General features: G+C 54.8%; 19 protein-coding genes. 15 read left to right on the forward strand and 4 right to left on the reverse strand.

Annotated features, from left to right (window positions below; genetic code table 11):
* Nucleotides 1-5: 5 nt before the first annotated feature.
* From dnaN to ACPUC8_RS18125, 14 genes are all read left to right on the forward strand, one after another.
* Nucleotides 6-1,106, forward strand: a complete 1,101-nt coding sequence (gene dnaN, locus ACPUC8_RS18060; RefSeq protein ID WP_039332006.1) for a DNA polymerase III subunit beta — start codon at nt 6-8, stop codon at nt 1,104-1,106.
* 180 nt (nt 1,107-1,286) lie between these two features.
* On the forward strand, nt 1,287-2,372 hold the full coding sequence (gene recF, locus ACPUC8_RS18065; RefSeq protein WP_039332085.1) for a DNA replication/repair protein RecF: 1,086 nt from the start codon (nt 1,287-1,289) through the stop codon (nt 2,370-2,372).
* Nucleotides 2,373-2,389: 17 nt separating this feature from the next.
* Nucleotides 2,390-4,798: a DNA topoisomerase (ATP-hydrolyzing) subunit B gene (gene gyrB, locus ACPUC8_RS18070; RefSeq protein WP_039332008.1), complete on the forward strand. Its 2,409-nt coding sequence runs from the start codon at nt 2,390-2,392 to the stop codon at nt 4,796-4,798.
* Nucleotides 4,799-4,995: 197 nt separating this feature from the next.
* The gene (locus ACPUC8_RS18075; protein ID WP_039332010.1) at nt 4,996-6,192 is read left to right on the forward strand and encodes a PfkB family carbohydrate kinase; all 1,197 of its coding nucleotides are present in this window, start codon (nt 4,996-4,998) and stop codon (nt 6,190-6,192) included.
* Between the two features lie 44 nt (nt 6,193-6,236).
* A complete protein-coding gene (locus ACPUC8_RS18080; protein WP_081998095.1) occupies nt 6,237-7,160 on the forward strand; it encodes a dihydrodipicolinate synthase family protein in 924 nt (307 codons plus the stop codon).
* A gap of 73 nt (nt 7,161-7,233) precedes the next feature.
* Complete coding sequence (locus ACPUC8_RS18085; RefSeq protein ID WP_039332015.1) at nt 7,234-7,728, forward strand: NanQ anomerase/TabA/YiaL family protein; 495 nt, start codon at nt 7,234-7,236, stop codon at nt 7,726-7,728.
* On the forward strand, nt 7,725-9,014 hold the full coding sequence (locus ACPUC8_RS18090) for an MFS transporter (RefSeq protein WP_494926935.1): 1,290 nt from the start codon (nt 7,725-7,727) through the stop codon (nt 9,012-9,014). The genes ACPUC8_RS18085 and ACPUC8_RS18090 overlap by 4 nt, the downstream gene beginning before the upstream one ends.
* 88 nt (nt 9,015-9,102) lie before the next feature.
* Nucleotides 9,103-9,912, forward strand: a complete 810-nt coding sequence (gene yidA / locus ACPUC8_RS18095; protein ID WP_058973179.1) for a sugar-phosphatase — start codon at nt 9,103-9,105, stop codon at nt 9,910-9,912.
* A gap of 257 nt (nt 9,913-10,169) precedes the next feature.
* Nucleotides 10,170-10,868 carry a FadR/GntR family transcriptional regulator gene (locus ACPUC8_RS18100; RefSeq protein ID WP_039332021.1) on the forward strand — a complete coding sequence of 233 codons (699 nt, stop codon included), beginning with the start codon at nt 10,170-10,172 and terminating at the stop codon, nt 10,866-10,868.
* Nucleotides 10,865-11,740, forward strand: coding sequence for a 2-dehydro-3-deoxygalactonokinase (locus ACPUC8_RS18105; protein ID WP_494926936.1), 876 nt, complete (start codon nt 10,865-10,867; stop codon nt 11,738-11,740). The genes ACPUC8_RS18100 and ACPUC8_RS18105 overlap by 4 nt, the downstream gene beginning before the upstream one ends.
* Nucleotides 11,724-12,341 (forward strand): 2-dehydro-3-deoxy-6-phosphogalactonate aldolase, encoded by a 618-nt coding sequence (locus ACPUC8_RS18110; RefSeq protein ID WP_494926937.1) that lies wholly within the window; start codon nt 11,724-11,726, stop codon nt 12,339-12,341. Before ACPUC8_RS18105 ends, ACPUC8_RS18110 begins: the two co-directional genes overlap by 17 nt.
* Nucleotides 12,338-13,486 (forward strand): galactonate dehydratase, encoded by a 1,149-nt coding sequence (gene dgoD / locus ACPUC8_RS18115; RefSeq protein WP_039332030.1) that lies wholly within the window; start codon nt 12,338-12,340, stop codon nt 13,484-13,486. Before ACPUC8_RS18110 ends, dgoD begins: the two co-directional genes overlap by 4 nt.
* Nucleotides 13,487-13,724: 238 nt before the next feature.
* A complete protein-coding gene (locus ACPUC8_RS18120) occupies nt 13,725-15,017 on the forward strand; it encodes an MFS transporter (RefSeq protein WP_494926938.1) in 1,293 nt (430 codons plus the stop codon).
* 201 nt (nt 15,018-15,218) lie between these two features.
* Nucleotides 15,219-16,481, forward strand: coding sequence for a YidR family protein (locus tag ACPUC8_RS18125; RefSeq protein WP_494926939.1), 1,263 nt, complete (start codon nt 15,219-15,221; stop codon nt 16,479-16,481).
* On the opposite strand, the gene ACPUC8_RS18130 is transcribed toward ACPUC8_RS18125, so the two are convergent.
* Nucleotides 16,459-16,806 carry a YceK/YidQ family lipoprotein gene (locus ACPUC8_RS18130; protein WP_039332087.1) on the reverse strand — a complete coding sequence of 116 codons (348 nt, stop codon included), beginning with the start codon at nt 16,804-16,806 and terminating at the stop codon, nt 16,459-16,461. The genes ACPUC8_RS18125 and ACPUC8_RS18130 overlap by 23 nt on opposite strands.
* Before the next feature lie 278 nt (nt 16,807-17,084).
* Here ACPUC8_RS18130 and ibpA point away from each other — a divergent pair, with 278 nt between their 5' ends.
* On the forward strand, nt 17,085-17,501 hold the full coding sequence (gene ibpA / locus ACPUC8_RS18135) for a small heat shock chaperone IbpA (RefSeq protein WP_039332036.1): 417 nt from the start codon (nt 17,085-17,087) through the stop codon (nt 17,499-17,501).
* A 48-nt stretch (nt 17,502-17,549) separates the two neighbouring features.
* Here ibpA and ACPUC8_RS18140 read toward each other — a convergent pair whose 3' ends face one another.
* Genes ACPUC8_RS18140 through ACPUC8_RS18150 form a run of 3 tightly spaced genes read right to left on the reverse strand, consistent with a single transcriptional unit; the run spans nt 17,550 to nt 19,804 of the window.
* Nucleotides 17,550-18,455, reverse strand: a complete 906-nt coding sequence (locus tag ACPUC8_RS18140; protein ID WP_494926940.1) for an EamA family transporter — start codon at nt 18,453-18,455, stop codon at nt 17,550-17,552.
* A 20-nt stretch (nt 18,456-18,475) separates the two neighbouring features.
* Nucleotides 18,476-18,976, reverse strand: a complete 501-nt coding sequence (locus ACPUC8_RS18145) for a YbaK/EbsC family protein (RefSeq protein ID WP_039332041.1) — start codon at nt 18,974-18,976, stop codon at nt 18,476-18,478.
* A 27-nt stretch (nt 18,977-19,003) separates the two neighbouring features.
* Entirely contained in the window at nt 19,004-19,804 is an 801-nt protein-coding gene (locus tag ACPUC8_RS18150) for a 2OG-Fe(II)-dependent halogenase WelO5 family protein (RefSeq protein ID WP_494926941.1), read from the reverse strand.
* Nucleotide 19,805: the final 1 nt, after the last annotated feature.

Genomic DNA, 19,805 nt, shown 5'->3' on the forward strand with positions numbered 1-19,805 from the left:
CGCATATGAAATTTATTGTAGAACGTGAGCAGTTGCTGAAACCACTGCAACAGGTTAGCGGCCCACTGGGTGGACGCCCGACCTTACCGATCCTCGGAAATTTACTGTTGCAGGTGAGTGAAGGCGTACTGCGTCTGACCGGCACCGATTTGGAAATGGAGATGGTGGCTCGCGTTGCCCTGACGCAGCCCCACGAGCCAGGCGCCACTACGGTGCCGGCGCGTAAATTCCTCGATATTTGCCGCGGTTTGCCGGAAGGGGCTGAAATCAGCTTGACGCTGGAAGGTGACAGAATGCTGGTACGTTCTGGCCGCAGTCGTTTCTCTTTATCGACGCTGCCCGCCAGTGACTTCCCGAATCTGGATGACTGGCAGAGTGAGGTAGAATTCACCTTACCGCAGGCGACGTTGAAACGTTTGATCGAAGCCACTCAGTTCTCGATGGCGCATCAGGATGTGCGTTACTACCTCAACGGCATGCTGTTTGAAACCGAAGGTGAAGAGCTACGCACCGTCGCCACTGATGGTCACCGTCTGGCGGTATGTTCGATGCCGATTGGTCAGGCGCTGCCGAACCATTCGGTTATCGTCCCGCGTAAAGGGGTGATTGAGCTGGTGCGTTTGCTGGACGGTGGCGAAACCCCACTGCAAGTGCAGATTGGCAGCAGCAACATTCGTGCGCACGTGGGTGACTTTATCTTCACGTCCAAGCTGGTAGATGGCCGTTTCCCGGATTATCGCCGCGTATTACCGAAGAACCCGGATAAAGTGCTCGAAGCGGGCTGCGATCTGTTAAAGCAGGCATTTGCCCGTGCAGCGATTCTCTCAAATGAGAAGTTCCGCGGTGTTCGCATCTATATCACCGAAAATCAACTCAAAATTACCGCGAATAACCCTGAGCAGGAAGAAGCGGAAGAGATGCTGGATGTGTCTTACAGCGGTACCGAGCTGGAGATTGGTTTTAACGTGAGTTACGTGCTGGATGTGCTGAATGCATTGAAGTGCGAGAACGTGCGTTTGCTGCTGACGGATGGGGTTTCGAGCGTGCAGATTGAAGATGTCGCCAGCCCAGCGGCGGCATACGTCGTTATGCCTATGCGCTTGTGATCTTAAAACGGGCTAACTTACTCGCTATTTTGCCCCCGGGCAGTGCTCGTCCCTGGTCACATACTTCAGTATGCTCCCAGGGCCTGCGCGCTGGCCGTGCGCAAACTAGCTTCGCCGTTAACGCCCTCGATTGCAGGGTCAGGTGAAAAACCACTTCTCAATGTGCAGTTGGACTCGTTCATGGCTTTAACCCGCCTCCTGATTAAAGATTTCCGTAATATTGAGCAGGCCGATCTGACGTTGGCGCCGGGCTTTAATTTTCTCGTGGGCGCTAACGGCAGTGGAAAAACCAGCGTGCTGGAGGCGATCTACACCCTTGGGCACGGTCGTGCGTTTCGCAGTTTGCAGGCCGGACGCGTGATTCGTCACGATCAGGATGCGTTTGTCCTGCATGGTCGTATCGAAGGCAGTGAGCGTGAGTTGGCGGTGGGGCTGACCAAAAATCGTGCCGGCGATAGCAAGGTGCGTATCGACGGCAGTGATGGCCACAAAGTCGCTGAACTGGCGCAGTTACTGCCGATGCAGTTGATCACACCGGAAGGGTTTACTTTGCTCAACGGCGGCCCCAAATACCGTAGAGCCTACATTGACTGGGGCTGCTTCCACTCTGCACCCGGTTTTTTCAATGCGTGGAACAACTTGCGACGCTTGATGAAACAGCGCAATGCGGCGCTGCGTCAGGTCTCTCGCTACAGCCAGATTCGCCCGTGGGATCAAGAATTAGTGCCATTGGCCGAGCAAATCAGCCAATGGCGCGCCGAATACAGTGCGGCGATCGCTAAAGAGATCATCGCCACCTGTGGTCAGTTTTTACCGGAGTTTGAGCTGTCGTTTTCGTTCCAGCGCGGCTGGGATAAAGAGAGCGATTACGCCGAACTCCTGGAACGCAATTTCGAGCGCGATCGTGCGCTCACCTATACCGCCAGCGGCCCGCACAAAGCGGATTTTCGCATTCGTGCAGAGGGCACGCCGGTGGAAGATTTACTCTCACGCGGTCAATTAAAGCTGCTGATGTGTGCACTGCGCCTGGCGCAGGGGGAATATCTGACGCGCAGCAGCGGACGTCGTTGTTTGTACCTGATTGATGACTTTGCCTCGGAGCTGGATGACACCCGTCGTCGTTTGCTGGCCGAGCGCCTGAAAGCCACGCAGGCTCAGGTATTTGTCAGTGCCATTGGTGTCGAACATGTAATCGACATGAGTGACGAAAAGGGCAAGATGTTCCGCGTGGAACAGGGTAAAATAGCGGTTCAACCTGAAGATTAAATGAGCGAGAAACGTTGATGTCGAATTCTTATGACTCCTCAAGTATCAAAGTTCTTAAAGGGCTTGATGCGGTACGCAAACGCCCGGGCATGTACATCGGCGATACGGATGACGGCACCGGTCTGCATCACATGGTATTCGAGGTCGTGGATAACGCAATCGACGAAGCGCTCGCCGGTCACTGTAGTGACATCGTTGTCACCATCCATGCAGATAATTCCGTGTCTGTTCAGGATGATGGCCGCGGTATTCCGACAGGCATTCACCCGGAAGAGGGTGTGTCTGCGGCGGAAGTGATCATGACCGTCCTGCACGCCGGCGGTAAGTTCGACGACAACTCGTACAAAGTATCTGGTGGTCTGCACGGCGTCGGCGTCTCAGTGGTCAACGCCCTGTCCCAGAAGCTGGAGCTTACCATCCGTCGCGAAGGCAAAGTGCATCAGCAAATTTATCAGCACGGCGTGCCGCAGGCACCGCTGGCTGTATCCGGTGATACTGACGCAACCGGTACCCGTGTGCGCTTCTGGCCGAGCTACGAAACCTTCACCAACGTGGTGGAGTTTGAGTACGACATCCTGGCGAAACGCCTGCGCGAACTGTCGTTCCTGAACTCTGGCGTCTCAATTCGTCTGGAAGACAAGCGTGACGGCAAGGCTGACCACTTCCATTACGAAGGGGGTATCAAGGCATTCGTTGAGTATCTCAACAAGAACAAAACCCCGATTCACCCCACTGTGTTCTATTTCTCTAACGAGAAAGATGGCATTGGCGTGGAAGTGGCGTTGCAGTGGAATGATGGCTTCCAGGAGAACATCTACTGCTTTACCAACAACATTCCACAGCGTGATGGCGGTACGCACCTGGCCGGTTTCCGTGCTGCGATGACGCGTACGTTGAATGCTTACATGGATAAAGAAGGCTACAGCAAAAAAGCTAAAGTCAGCGCGACCGGTGATGACGCGCGTGAAGGCCTGATTGCTGTGGTATCGGTGAAAGTGCCAGATCCGAAGTTCTCCTCACAGACCAAAGACAAGCTGGTTTCTTCTGAAGTGAAATCTGCAGTTGAACAGCAGATGAACGAACTGTTGAGCGAATACCTGCTGGAGAACCCATCAGACGCTAAAATCGTGGTCGGCAAAATTATCGATGCCGCACGTGCGCGTGAAGCGGCACGCCGTGCGCGTGAAATGACACGTCGTAAAGGCGCGCTGGATCTGGCAGGTCTGCCAGGCAAACTGGCTGATTGCCAGGAACGCGACCCTGCACTGTCTGAAATCTACTTAGTGGAAGGGGACTCAGCGGGCGGCTCTGCGAAGCAGGGGCGTAACCGTAAGAACCAGGCCATCCTTCCGCTGAAGGGTAAAATCCTGAACGTGGAGAAAGCGCGTTTCGATAAGATGCTCTCTTCACAGGAAGTGGCGACCCTGATAACCGCACTCGGTTGTGGTATCGGTCGTGACGAATACAACCCGGACAAATTGCGTTATCACAGCATCATCATCATGACCGATGCGGACGTCGATGGCTCGCACATCCGTACGCTGCTGTTGACCTTCTTCTATCGTCAGATGCCGGAAATTGTCGAGCGAGGTCATGTCTACATTGCTCAGCCTCCACTGTATAAAGTGAAGAAAGGCAAGCAAGAACAGTACATTAAAGATGATGAAGCGATGGACCAGTACCAGATCGCTATCGCACTGGACGGTGCAACGCTGCACACCAACGCCAGCGCACCGGCACTGGGCGGCCAGCCGCTGGAAAACCTGGTGGGTGATTTCAACAGCACCCAGCGCATGATTAAACGCATGGAGCGCCGTTTCCCATCGGCGATGCTGCGCGGCCTGATCTATCATCCAACCTTGAGCGACCTCAGTGATGAAGCCGCCGTTAAAAGCTGGATTGATGGTTTAGTTGCTTACCTGACTGAACGCGAAGCACATGGCAGCAGCTATATGGCCCACGTGCGTGCTAACCGCGAGCAGAACCTGTTCGAGCCGGTACTGCGCGTGCGCACCCACGGCGTGGATACGGATTACCCCATGGACAGCGAGTTCATTGATGGGCCGGAATACCGCAAAATCTGTGGTCTGGGCGAGCAACTGCGCGGCCTGATCGAAGAAGATGCGTTTATTGAACGTGGCGATCGCCGTCAGCCAGTCACCAGCTTCGAGCAGGCGATTGAGTGGCTGGTGAAAGAGTCGCGCCGTGGTCTGTCAGTACAGCGCTATAAAGGTCTGGGCGAGATGAACCCAGAGCAGCTGTGGGAAACCACCATGGACCCTGACAGCCGCCGCATGCTGCGCGTCACCATTAAAGACGCCATCGCTGCCGACCAGCTGTTCACCACGCTGATGGGCGATGCGGTCGAACCGCGCCGCGCCTTCATCGAAGAGAATGCGCTGAAAGCGGCCAATATCGATATCTGATGTGACTCAACCCTTCCCAATCGGGAAGGGTTTTTTTATTCCCCGTATTTTGGTATCCGCCTGACAAACTTCTTTTTCCTTAAAAAACATCTGCGTTAGTTTTTGTTTGCTTCCGTTTTTACCCGATCGTTGAGATCCGTATCACTTTCATAGATAGCCGTCTCCCTTACGCTTGCGGGCGAAGCGGAGGAAAGCGCATGTTTTTGGAAGAAAGACGCAGCCAAATTTTACAATGGCTGGATGAACACGAACGCGTCACGGTGAATGGACTTGCAAGCGAACTCGGTGTGACAAGGGAAACCATTCGCACCGATCTGAGTGCATTGGCGCAACAGGGCTTAGTGCAACGCTGTTATGGCGGTGCAATTGCTTTACGCCGCAATCTGCAAGAAAAACTCATCAGCGAAAGCGGTAACTTCGAAGTTTTGCTTCAACGTCTGCAATCGCGCAAAGCATCGGGTAAATCGTCGGGTAAGCAGGGGAAAGTCTGCATCCTTGGTGCATTTAACGTTGATATCGTTGCGAAAGTGGCGTGCTTTCCACAAAGTGGCGAATCATTGATGGCGTTGGGAAGCACGCTGGGACCTGGCGGCAAAGGTGCCAACCAGGCAATGGCCGCCAGTTGTGCCGGTACACGTGTCCATTTTGTTGCCAAAGTAGGGACTGACCAGTTCAGCCAATTTGCATTCGATCACCTCTCAGCCTCCGACATTCACTCTTTCCGCCTCTATCAGACAGATAGCGAGCCCACTGGCAGCGCGATCATTTACGTCTCGCAGGAAAATGGCGAGAACATGATTGCGATCTACTCGGGTGCGAATAAAACCGTCACCGATGAAGAAATTGCCGAGCTAACGCACGAGTTAACGGATGCAGACGTGATGTTGCTGCAACTGGAAAACAACTTCGAAGCCACGCGCAGTGCCATCCGTCTCGCCCACACTTTAGGCGTTCGCGTCATCATGAATCCCGCACCGTTTTCAGCCGACGTGGTGAGTTGCTTGCCGATGATTGATGTTCTCACGCCGAACGAAACAGAGGCTTCGCGTCTTTCTGGCATTGAAATCTTCGATCTCACGAGTGCACGTGCGGCGGCGCAGGCCATTGTTGCGCTGGGCGCAAGGCGACTGATCATCACCATGGGCTCTCGCGGTGCTCTGCTATTTGATAACCAAAAATTCCACCATATCCCGGCATTTCCGGCGTTGAGCGTAGATACCACCGGTGCAGGGGATGCCTTCAATGGCGCGCTGGCTGCGGCCTTAGCTCAGGGACAAAGTCTACTGCAGGCCGCAACCTGGGCCTCTGCCTTTGCTTCACTGGCTGTTGAGCGAGAAGGAGCAAGCAATATGCCCGATCGTCAGCAGGTACTTGCCAGACTTCAACAACGATAAACCAGACAACTAATCACAGCGGCCTTCCGCTGGCAGGAGAGATGATGAAAAAGATTGAAGGTATTGTTCCGGTCATGCTGACCCCGTTTACTGCTGATAACCAGATTGATTACCCCGGACTGGAGAAATTAATCGAATGGTATTTGCAAGAAGGTGTCGATGCGCTGTTCGCCGTCTGCCAGTCAAGCGAGATGCAATATCTCAGTCTGGACGAGCGTATTGATCTGGCGCGCTTCGTGGTGGATAAGGTGCAGGGGCGTGTACCCGTGATTGCATCTGGCCACATCAGCGATGATTTGACCGCGCAAATCACCGAGCTGCAAGCCATGGCCAAAACGGGCATCGACGCGTTGGTGCTGGTGACCAACCATCTCGATCCGCAAAATCAAGGCAGTGAAACCTTCTATACCCATCTCAATGCGCTGTTGGAAGCGTTGCCTGCCGACCTGCCGTTGGGTCTTTACGAGTGCCCGGCACCCTATCGTCGCCTGTTAACAGATGAAGAATTTAGCTTCTGCGCCAACAGCGGTCGTTTCGCGGTGCTCAAAGATGTGAGCTGTGATTTGCCCACCGTTGAACGTCGCGTCAAGCTGGCAGAAGGCACTCCGTTAGCAGTGATCAATGCGAATGCAGCCATTGCCTGGCCAGCCATGCAGGCGGGTTCCAAAGGGTTCAGCGGTGTCTTCACTAATTTCCATCCTGGTCTGTATCACTGGCTCTATCACCACGGCGCACAGCAACCGGAAAAAGCTCATGAACTGTCACTGTTCCTGTCATTAAGCGCCGTAACGGAAACTCTTGGCTATCCCAAAAACGCCAAAATTTATCATCAGCGCCTCGGCACGTTTGCCTCTGAGCACTGTCGTGTGAATAAAGACAACGTGCTGGAAAAATTCTGGGGATTGGGCGTACTGCTCGATCAAATCCGAGATGGCAGCGAGCTGTGGCAGCCACGCGTAACAAAATAAATCCTCTGAAGGGAGGATGTTTATCCTCCCGCTGTACCTGAACCCACTAACGATAACGACACGGGAAAACATCATGATTGTATGCGATCGACTGGACTGGCCGCGCGAGCGCCACGCTTTTCATCCCATAGTTGACCAGGCCATTCGCTGGATTGCGGATACCGATTTTAGCCAGCTGGAGGCGGGGAAATACGATTTACTCCCCAATAATCAGATGTTCTGTCTGGTTCAGGAAATGGAGACCGAACCGGCGAGCGATCGCCGCGCAGAATCGCACTTTAACTATGTTGATATCCAATATTTACTGGAAGGACGTGAAAGCATCGGGGTGGCGCGTGCCCATCCACAACATCTCATTACTGAAGATCTGCGCAGTGAGCGCGATGTGGTGTTTTATCAGGACACCATTGATGAGTCGATGATTACGCTGACGCCGGGCCAGTTTGCGCTGTTTTTCCCGCACGATGTTCATCGTCCCTGCTGTGCCGCTCCCGAAGTACAGCGCATTCGCAAAGCGGTGATTAAAATCCATCTCGACTTGTTCGTCGCCCCGCAGGAGGCATCATGAAACCCTCCGCGCATACGTTATCCGATGCGACCCTAGCGCCAACCACGGCGGTAAGCAAACTGCGTTGGGGCATTGTGTTGCTTTTACTGTTGGCGGCGGTGGTTAACTACCTGGACCGCGCTAACCTCAGCATCGCTAACACCACAATTGCCGCTGAATTCGGCTTCTCGCAAACCGAAATGGGTTTATTACTCTCCGCGTTTCTCTGGCCTTACGCGCTGGCGAACCTGCCTGCTGGTTGGCTAGTCGATAAGTTTGGTCCAAGGAAAATGTTCTCTTGGGCGCTGGGATTATGGTCCACGTTTACCGTGCTGGCGGCATTTGTGAATAGCTACAGCTTTTTCTATGGCTTGCGTATGATGCTGGGCATCTCCGAATCGCCATTTTTCACCTCGGGTATCAAGATTACTCACCGTTGGTTTGGTGATGAAGAGCGTGGCTTACCCACCGCGATCATCAATACGGGATCACAAATTGCCAATGCGATTGCCCCACCGATTCTGACCGTGTTGCTGCTAACCTTGGGCTGGCGGGGTATGTTTGTCGCCATTGGTTTAATGGGTATTCCTTTGCTGCTGGCATGGTGGAAGTTCTATCGCGATCCGAATGCACGTGAAGATGCGCTATTGCACGCCGGCCATCGCAGTGTGGCTGGACCGGAAGAAAAAGCGCAGGCCAGTTGGGGTGCACTGTTCCGCCATAGCACCACGTGGTTTATGGTGATCGGTAACTTCTCCATCATGTTTACCATTTGGGTCTATCTTACCTGGCTGCCAGGTTATCTGGAAAAATCGCTTGGTTTCAGCCTCAAAGCGACAGGCTGGATCGCCTCAATTCCTTTCTTCGCGGGTATCCTGGGCGTACTGGTCGGCGGCATGCTGTCTGATCGCCTCGTGCGTCGTGGCGTACGAGCGATTACCGCACGAAAGGTGCCGATTGTGACCGGCGCGGCCTTGGCTGCGTGCTTCGTGGCACCCATTCCGTTTGTGGATAGCACGCCACTGGCGATTGGCTTGCTGGCCATGGGTTACTTTTGCTCGCAGATGCCACAGGGCGCACTTTGGACGTTAGCCAGCGATATCGCGCCAAAATCTCAAGTGGCCTCTCTGGGTGCGATTCAAAACTTTGGCGGCTTCCTTGGCGCCGCAATGGCACCCATTGTCACCGGCATCATCCTCGATAGCACCGGCAAATTTACCAATGTGTTCTTGCTGGGGGCGGGTTTGCTGATGCTAGGGGCGTTGAGCTACGGCTTGTTTGTGCGTAAGCCACTTGCCGCGAAATAACTGAAGATGCCGTCCTCTGTCGATTAACTGGTCAATGTGAGCTGAATCGCGCTAGCATTAAACAAACTCTGACTTAACCGAGGATGTTATGGCGATAAAATTGATTGCGATCGATATGGACGGCACACTGCTCAACCCGCAACACGAGGTCACGGCAGCAGTGAAATCAGCGATTAGCCGCGCGCGTGATAAGGGGGTGTCCATTGTGCTGGCGACCGGTCGCCCATTTGTTGGCGTCGAGCGCTATCTGATGGAACTTGATATGCAGCAGCCCGGCCAGTATTGCATCAGCAACAACGGTGCGCTGGTACACAGTGCGGATAACGGCGACGTGGTCGCGGAAAAGACGTTAAGTTTCGATGACTTCCTCTACCTGGAACAGCTGGCGCGTGACCTCGGCGTGCATTTCCAGGCATTCGATAAATCCTTCCTTTATACGCCGAACAAAGACATCAGCGAATACACCATCCATGAAGCCAGCCTGACCGGTATCCCGGTTCGTTACCGCGCGGTAGAAGAGATGGACCCGGCCACGCGTTTCCCGAAACTGATGATGATCGACAAGCCACATTTGCTGGATAAAGCGATTGCGGGTCTGCCGTCGCGTGCCCGTGACAGCTACACCATTCTGAAAAGCGCGCCTTACTACCTGGAAATCCTCAACCCGCTGGTTAACAAAGGCTATGGCGTGAAAATGCTGGCGGACAAACTGGGCCTGCAGCAGTCGGAAGTGATGGCGATTGGCGATCAGGAGAATGACCTGGCGATGATCGAATATGCCGGAACCGGTGTGGCGATGGGCAATGCCATTGATTCGGTTAAAAATATCGCGCAGTTTGTCACCAAAACCAATATGGAAGATGGCGTAGCGCACGCCATTGAAGAGTTAGTGCTGTAATCCTTTCCTTTGCGGACGGCGTGCTGCTGTCCGCACTTCTGATTGAACCTTCCTTCGCTCCTGGTCGCCATAAAGGGCAACCCTACAACGATCGCGTGCTCATTCATGCGCTTGGATTGTCTGTTTTGTGATCCAGATTGTAGTACAACTTTAGTTATTAGTACTACAATCTGCGTCACAGACCCAGGCGTTTGTTAGGTTTCACACCGCGAAAGCAGTAATCTGATGGGCTACCGCCTTTCATTGAATGGAACATCATGACGCAAGAACAATTAAGTAAAACCGAGCGCATCATCCTGACGCTGGGTGAAGAGATTGTCGCAGGGAAGTTTGTGCCGGGGGCCGCGTTGCCTGCTGAAGCGGAGTTGTGTGAGCGCTTTGGCACCTCACGCAACATTATTCGCGAGGTGTTTCGCTCGCTGATGGCCAAGCGGTTAATGGAGATGAAACGCTATCGTGGCGCCTTTGTTACCCCGCGCAATCAGTGGAATTACCTTGATAGCGATGTACTGCAATGGGCACTGGCGCACGATCAGGACCCGCGTCTGATTGCCGCCATGAGTGAAGTGCGCGTGCTGGTGGAGCCGCAGATTGCTCGCTGGTCGGCGGAACGCGCCACGTCGACCGATTTGGCGGCAATTGAGCAGGCCTACAACGATATGGTTGCCCATCATCTCGATCGAGAAGCTTTTAACGAGGCGGATATCCGTTACCACGAAGCGGTGCTGGCTTCGGTGCACAATCCGGTATTGCAGCAGCTTAACGTGGCGATCAGCCAGCTACAGAAAGCGGTGTTTGCGAAAACCTACATGGCGGATGCCGGCAACATGCCGCGTACCCTGGCCGAACATAAAGCGCTATTTGATGCCATCCGACATCAGGATGGTGATGCGGCGGAGCAGGCGGCAAAAGCGATGATCGCCAGCTCCACGGCTCGACTCAAGGAGATTTTGTGAGCAGCTATATCGCGATTGACTGGGGTTCAACCAACCTGCGTGCCTGGCATTATCAGCAAGGCACCTGTGTGGATGAACGTCGCTCGGAAGCGGGTGTGACGCGCCTTGGTGGCCGCACACCGGCTGAAGTCTTTGCCCAGATTACCGACGGTTGGCCTGTCAACGATGTGCCGGTGGTGATGGCCGGGATGGTTGGCAGTAATGCCGGTTGGTTATCCGTTCCCTATCTGGCTTGCCCGGTGGCGCTGAATCAACTGAGCAGCCGCCTGACGCGCGTCGAAGATAAAGCGTGGATCGTGCCTGGATTGAGCGTCGAACGTGATGACAACTACAACGTCATGCGCGGCGAAGAGACGCAACTGTTGGGCGCAATGGCGCTGCAACCTGCGCAACGCTATGTGATGCCAGGCACGCACGCCAAATGGGTCGAGGTCGAGCAAAACGGCGTGCATGATTTTCGCACCGTCATGACGGGTGAGCTGCACCATTTGTTGTTGAAACAGTCACTGATTGGCGCCGGTTTACCTGAGCAGGAGGCCAGCCCTGCTGCCTTCAATGAAGGGTTGCAGGTGGGCAGTCACGACGCATCGATTCTCGCCAGACTGTTTGAGGTGCGTGCATCTCATGTGCTGGGCGCGCGCGAGCGTCGTCATATCAGCGACTTTTTATCCGGATTGCTGATTGGTCACGAAGTGGCGTTGATGACGCAGAAAGCAGCCAGCAGCCAACCGGTCATCATTATTGCCAGCAGTGGACTGGCGCAGCGATATCAACAGGCGCTGCAGTTTATCGGCGTGGATTCAGTCACCCTGGAAGGCGACCGCGCGTTCCAGCATGGAATAAGGAGTATTGCAGATGACCTGGCAAACTAAATTACCGCTGATCGCCATTCTGCGTGGCATCACCCCGGATGAAGCGGAAGTCCATGTGGGAGCGCTGATTGAAGCCGGATTCGATGCCATCGAAATCCCGCTGAATTCCCCGCAATGGGAAAAAAGTATCGGCGCGATGGTGCAGGCCTTTGGTGATAAAGCGCTGATTGGTGCCGGAACAGTGCTGAGTCCGGCGCAGGTCGATGTCCTGAGCACGCTGAACAGCAAGCTGGTGGTGACACCCAATACCGATGCGGCGGTGATCCGCCAGGCCGTCGCCAAAGGCATGACGGTGGCCGCCGGTTGTGCCACTGCCACCGAGGCTTTCGCGGCACTGCAAGCCGGTGCGCAGGCGCTGAAAATCTTCCCGTCGTCGGCCTTTGGCCCCGCTTACATCAAGGCGTTGAAAGCGGTGCTGCCGCCAGAGGTGCCGGTGTTTGCCGTGGGCGGCGTGACACCGGAAAACCTACATGAATTTATCGCCGCAGGGTGTATTGGCGCGGGGTTAGGCAGCGATCTCTATCGCGCTGGCCAACCGTTGTCGCGCACTGTGGAACAGGCTCGCGCATTTATTGCTGCATATAAGGACGCTGTTAAATGAAAATTACCAAACTGACCACCTATCGCCTGCCGCCGCGCTGGATGTTCCTGAAAATTGAAACCGATGAAGGCATTGTCGGTTGGGGCGAGCCGGTGATTGAAGGGCGCGCACGCAGTGTGGAAGCGGCCGTACATGAACTGTCGGAATATTTAATTGGCCAAGACCCGGCGCGCATCAACGATTTATGGCAGGTGATGTATCGCGGTGGCTTCTATCGCGGCGGCCCGATTCTGATGAGTGCTATCGCCGGTATCGATCAGGCATTGTGGGACATCAAAGGCAAAGCGCTGGGTGTGCCGGTGTATCAGCTGTTGGGCGGCCTGGTACGTGACAGCATCAAGGCTTACAGCTGGGTGGGGGGCGATCGACCTGAAGAGGTGGTGGACGGCATCAAAAAGCTGCGTTCCATCGGCTTCGACACCTTCAAACTCAATGGCTGTGAAGAGATGGGCATTATCGATAACTCACGCAAAGTCGATGCCGCAGTGAACACCGTGGCGCAGATCCGCGAAGCCTTCGGTAACCAGATTGAGTTCGGCCTCGATTTCCACGGACGTGTCAGTGCGCCGATGGCGAAAGTGCTGATCAAAGAGCTGGAACCTTATCGCCCGCTGTTTATTGAAGAGCCGGTGCTGGCTGAGCAAGCGGAATACTATCCGCGTCTGGCGGCGCAAACCCATATCCCGATCGCAGCAGGCGAACGTATGTTCTCGCGCTTCGAGTTTAAACGCGTGCTGGAAGCGGGTGGCCTGGCCATTCTGCAACCGGATCTGTCGCATGCCGGTGGTATTACCGAGTGCTACAAGATTGCCGCGATGGCCGAATCCTACGATGTCGCGCTGGCTCCGCACTGCCCATTAGGTCCGATCGCGCTGGCTGCCTGCCTGCATGTGGATTTCGTGTCTCGTAATGCGGTGTTCCAGGAGCAGAGCATGGGCATTCACTATAATCAGGGTGCTGAATTGCTGGATTACGTTATCAATAAAGATGACTTCAAAATGGACGATGGCCACTTCTATCCTCTGAATAAACCGGGCCTCGGCGTGGAAATAAATGAAGAGCTGGTGATTGAACGCAGTAAAAATGCGCCGGACTGGCGTAACCCATTATGGCGTTTCCCAGATGGATCGGTGGCTGAATGGTAATACCCGTCATGCTTAACGCTGAAGGTTGAATTATTTAGAGTATAAGAATTTATAAAATCTCGTAGATAAAGATATGCCACTGAAATAAGGCATAGGGCTTCGCTCACCCTTTTTTCTGGCACCCAACATTAATCGCTAATGCGGTTTTACTTACCCCTATACCTGTAGCGGCGCGGTTTATCGCGCATCTTGCAAGGATGCGCAATACATTGCACCGCTATACCAACGGAGAAACACCATGGATCTCTCTGCTGTTCAGGCTAAACCGACGCGGCGTCGCTATATTACGCTGTTGATGATTTTTATTACGGTGGTGATTTGCTACGTCGATCGTGCCAATTTAGCCGTTGCCTCGGCGCATATTCAGGAAGAGTTTGGCATTAGCAAAGCGGAAATGGGTTACGTGTTTTCTGCCTTTGCCTGGTTATATACCTTGTGCCAGATTCCCGGCGGTTGGTTCCTCGATCGCGTTGGTTCACGCTTAACCTATTTTATTGCCATTTTCGGTTGGTCTGTGGCGACCTTATTCCAGGGCTTTGCCAGCGGATTATTATCGCTGATTGGATTACGTGCCATTACCGGTGTATTTGAAGCCCCGGCTTTTCCGACTAATAACCGTCTGGTCACCAGCTGGTTCCCGGAGCAGGAGCGTGCATCGGCAGTCGGTTTTTACACCTCAGGGCAGTTTGTCGGCCTCGCGTTTTTGACGCCGTTGCTGATCTGGATTCAGGAGTTGCTGAGCTGGCACTGGGTATTCATTATCACGGGTGGCATCGGCATTATCTGGTCACTGGTGTGGATCAAGGTGTATCAGGCACCCAGTCAAAGTAAAGGCATCAACCAGGCTGAAATGGATTACATCCGTGAAGGTGGGGCGATGGTGGATGGCGATGCGCCCGCAGCGAAAAAAACGCGCACCAAACTGACGGCCGCTGACTGGAAACTGGTGTTTCACCGTAAGTTGTGTGGTGTGTACCTCGGCCAGTTCGCCGTGACCTCCACGCTGTGGTTCTTCCTGACCTGGTTCCCGAACTACCTGACGCAGGAAAAACACATTTCTGCCCTGACAGCAGGCTTTATGACCACCGTGCCGTTCCTGGCTGCCTTTGTCGGTGTGATTTTGTCTGGCATCGTGGCGGACCGGCTGGTACGCCGTGGCCGTTCGCTCGGCTTTGCACGTAAAACCCCGATCATCTGCGGATTGCTGATCTCCACCTGTATCATGGGCGCGAACTACACTAACGATCCGGTGTGGATTATGACGCTGATGGCGATCGCCTTCTTCGGTAACGGCTTTGCCTCCATCACCTGGTCGCTGGTGTCTTCGCTCGCTCCGGTAAGGCTGATTGGGTTAACCGGGGGGATGTTCAACTTTATCGGCGGACTGGGCGGCATTACGGTGCCGTTGGTGGTGGGTTATCTGGCGCAGGATTATGGCTTTGCGCCTGCGCTGGTGTATATCTCAGCTGTCGCCTTGATCGGTGCGCTGTCGTACATCCTGCTGGTGGGGGATGTGAAGCGCGTGGGTTGATTTCCAACTGCACAGGTTCTTCGTCGGGTTGCCATATATGCCGGTGCGCATCAATGCGCACCCTACGAAAAACCGTATCGATGCTTGTAGGGTCGCCATTTATGGCGACCTGGTTAAGCCGCGACACCAATGGCAAAATTGCTGCACCTCATCCCATATTCGCGTACTTTGTTCGGCAACAGTTGGATGTAAGGTTGCCTCATGTCAGAAAAACAACTCACTTTTGCACAGCGTCATCATCAGCTCACCAATATCAACGTCTGGACCGCCGACAGCCAGTGGCTGGCCTTTGACGTACGGCCCTCCGGTGCATCATTTACCAGCTTAACCATCGAGCGCGTCAACGTAGTGAATGGCGCAGTAGAAGTGTTGTATCAGGCACGCGATGGGGCGCACGTCGGTGTGGTGACGGTCAGCCCAGATCTCCCACAGCGCTATGTCTGTATCCATGGCCCTGAACATCCCGATGCGCACTGGCACTACGATTTTCATCATCGCCGTGGCGTCATCGTGCAGCAGGGCAATGCCGAAAATCTGGATGCCTGCGATATCACCGCACCCTTCACGCCAGGCGCTTTGCGCGGCGGCTCCCATGTTCATGTTTTTAGCCCGGATGGATCGCGCCTCAGCTTCACCTACAACGATCACGTGATGCATGAGAAAGATGTACGTGAAGACCTGCGCAACGTGGGCGTTGCCGTGCCGCTGCATCCGGTATGCCCCCCCAAACAGCACCCACGTGAATATGATGGCAGCCATTACTGCGTGCTGGTGAGTCAGACCACGCGCGATCCGCAGCCAGGCAGCGATCACATCGATCGTGCTTATGAAGAGTGCTGGATTGGCGATCGCGGCTACCAGAAAGCGGATGGCCGCTGGCAGCGCTGGGCGCTGGCCTTTATTGGCGATACCCGTGCCGCCAATGGCGACAAAGTGCCAGAAGTGTTTGTGGTGGATCTGCCAGAGGCATCAGGCGATTACGCCAAAGCAGGCTCGGCGCCGTTGCAGGGCACCGCAGACACGCTACCTGCGCCACCGGCGGGGGTGCAGCAGCGGCGCATCACACACAGCAAAGGGCTGGCATTACAGCCACGCCACTGGCTACGTGCGGCTCCCGATGGCAGTGCGATTGCCTTCTTGCTGGCGGACGATGCGGGCGTTGTGCAGCTGTGGAGTGTCTCACCCAATGGCGGCACACCGCGCCAAATCACGCAGTTGAGCAGCAGCATTCAGTCTTCTTTTAGCTGGCAACCCTCTGGTGAAGCTATCACCTTTATCTGTGATAACAGCGTCATGCGTTGTGAAGTGGCGACAGGCCAGTGCACACGTTTAACCGCACGCAGCGCACAGCCGCCATCGGGTGATGCGGTGGTCTGGTCACCCGATGGGAAACAGATCGCGTATATGCGAGAGGTCGAGGGCTGGCGACAACTGTTCTGCGTTAGTGCGATGTCGGCGGCATAGACGCTGCCGTCGCCAGGCTGGCCTCAGTGCCAGCCATTTTTTCGCTCTGCAGCACACGCTCATGCGCTGAATCATGGTCAGTGCGGAAGTAATCCCACGGTAAAAGGACGGTATCCAGCACAGCGGAGAAGGGCAGATCGATGGCGGCCAGTGGCTTGATCACCCAACTGGTATTGTCATCGGCAATTAAGTCTGCGCTGGCGCGCGTGCCGGGATAATAGCCCTGACTGGCGCCCGTGTGAGACATGACGCTGGAGCAACCTGAGGTAGTCAAAACACCGCAGACCAGCAAGCCTGTCAGTGGAAAGCATTTCATCATTTTCATCATCATCATCCCTACAGCCAGGTCTCTGGCTGGAGTGTGTCTCTTGTTGACAGCATGGCTCTATGGCGATGTCGTGTCAGACAAGGGAAGAACTCCTGAGTGTATGCTATTTCGACAGAATTGCTGCAAAAAAATACCGATGCCCCTTGAAAGCTCCCTCAGCGCACCCATTTTTACACTACGGTCGTGCTGCTGTCGCCGATAGGGACAGCTGCAGGCCGCACAACCTGTCCATGGTGGAAGGTTGCCAAAACTTGCTGATTTTCAGGAGTCTTTTTATGCGTAACTTTGATCTCTCTCCGCTTTATCGTTCGGCTATTGGTTTCGACCGTCTGTTTAGCCTGCTTGAGTCCAATCAGAACCAGGCCAATGGTGGCTATCCTCCTTATAATGTTGAGCTGGTGGATGAAAACCACTACCGCATCACCATTGCCGTCGCGGGCTTTGCTCAGAGTGAACTGGATATCACGGCGCACGATAATGTGCTGGTGATCCGCGGGGCACATGCAGAAGAGCAACAGGAACGTAAGTACCTGTATCAAGGCATCGCTGAGCGTAACTTTGAGCGTAAATTCCAGCTGGCAGACCACATTGTAGTGCGCGATGCGCGCCTCGAATTGGGTCTGTTAAGCATCGATCTGGAACGCATCGTTCCGGAAGAGGCGAAACCGCGTCGGATTGAAATCCTGAATTAATCACCGATAACGCGAAGGGCGGCCCTCAGGCCGCCCATATGTTTTCCGTCAGGTCCGCACCCATAATCGCTGACTTACCATCCCGCCAAATACGTTCACCAGCAGGCCGAGAATGATCACTAATGCCCCGATGATCTCCTGCGGGGAGAGGGTTTCGTCGAGCACCAGCGCTGCACTGAGGATGCCCACCACCGGTACCAGCAGTGAAAGCGGTGCAACACGCCAGGTTTCATAACGGCTGAGCAGGTTGCCCCAAATCGCATAACCGACAATGGTAGCCACAAAAGCGAGATAAATCAGCGCCAGCACCGTTTGCAATGAGATGTTGAGCAGGCTGGTGACGATCTCCGCTTCCCCATCAAACCACCAGGAGCAGGCAAAAAAGGGTACCACCGGCACCAGCGCACTCCACACCACCAGTGACATCACCGGCACATTGCGATTACGCAAAATGATCTTGTTGGTGATATTACCGAGTCCCCAGGACAGCGCCGCCGCTAAGGTCAGCATCATGGTGGTCAGGGTAATACCTGCTGTGGTTTGCCCCTCCATCCCTGCGGTTGCCAGCATAAACATGCCGAGTGTCGCCACGAAAATGCCGGCGATATGGTTCCAGCGCAGCTTTTCTGCCAGAAACAGCGCCCCAAGCAGCAGGGTAAAGAACGCCTGCGCCTGCAACACCAGTGAGGCCAGGCCCGCAGGCATGCCGAGTTTAATGGCGAGGAACAGGAAGGCGAACTGACCAAAGCTGATGGTCATGCCGTACACCACCAGCCAGCGCAGCGGGATCTGCGGCCGCTTTACAAAGAAGATCGCCGGGAAGGCCACCAGGGCAAAGCGCAGCCCCGCCAGCAAGAAAGGTGGCATCTCGTGCAGACCCAGCTTGATCACCACAAAATTCACCCCCCATGCCACCACCACACACAGCGCTAACATCATATCTTTTACTGACATACAGGTTCCTTACTGCCGCTTCAGGCGGTCGCCGTCACCGGAGTGGCGATGTCTGCACAACAGTCATCACCGACTACATCAAAGAAATCATTCACATTCAGCGCCACAGAGCGCTCCAGCGCCCCGGCGTTAAACCACAAGGTGCCGACATCGCGCAGGCGCGTATCAACCCGCAACGCCAGTCGGTCATCAAAACTAAACGGAGGGACAGCGCCCATCACACATTCAGTCAGTGCCTGCGCCTGCTCTGGCGCGGCGAAGGTGGATTTCTTGCCGCCAATGGCACGCGCGGCACTCTTGAAGTTGATCTTGCAGTCGCCCGGCACGATTGCCAGCAGGTAGCGTGCTTCCGCCCCCTCCGGCATGGTGACCTCCAGCACCATCGCTTTGGCCGCTTGATGGAGATCGTTACCGCGAATCGCACTGATCACGTCGGTTTGGCCGATGGCTTCATGCTCCACCACGCGGTAGTCGGCGCGGTGTTCATCCAGTAGGGCAATCACTTTCTCATAGGTATTCATACTCTTTTCCTCGTCGAAGGCCTGGCGTTAACTCCAGGCAATGGCGTGCTTCATTTTTTTGTCGGTCAGGCCAAAGAAGAAGCCCAAGGTGATTCGCGTGTCGCCTTCCACGCGATCAATCTCGTGATAAAACGCCGGGTTAAACAGATAGATATCGCCGCTGCGCGGAGAGAATTCGCACACTTCGCTGTCTTCTACCACGCCGCTCTGATAGCCGAGTTCGCCCTGGGTTTTGAAACGTTCATCAACCGGCTGCCACTTCTTGTTGAAGATGCGCAGTTCACCGCCCGCGTTGCACTCCTGCAAACAGACCACACAGCTCAGCTGATGCAGAATCTGCGTCACCGCCAGACCACTGCCAGCGGCATCGCGCACGATATTGTCGTTATGCAGTGGATTGGCGACGCCGTTGGCGTGGAAGCGCACGATGGAACCGGCATAGTGGCCCAGATCGGGTTCGCTGGCGGTTTGCAGGCTATCCAGGCGCAATGAGTGCTTAACCCAGTTGTAAACCTGGTCGCGCAGGCAGTGCAGTGATGGCGGCAACGCAGGCTGAATATCGCGCAGCTCGGTGAAGTAATTTTCCGGCTCGCGGGTGTGTTTGGCCAGATAAGGGCCAAGTGTAGTCAGCGCGCCATTGGGATAGTGCGATACGCGAACCTGCTCGCGGCACTGCTGCAAATCATCCACTACCGCTTCGCGCACGTCTGGCGTGAGAAAATTTCGCAACACCAGCAATGGCACACGAGCGGTGACGATGTCATCCAGCCAGGCGCTTTCGACAAACATCTTCGGATTGATAACGCGTATCTGATTGAAAATGGCCATG

It is taken from the genome of Pantoea sp. CFCC18177 (assembly GCF_059412425.1).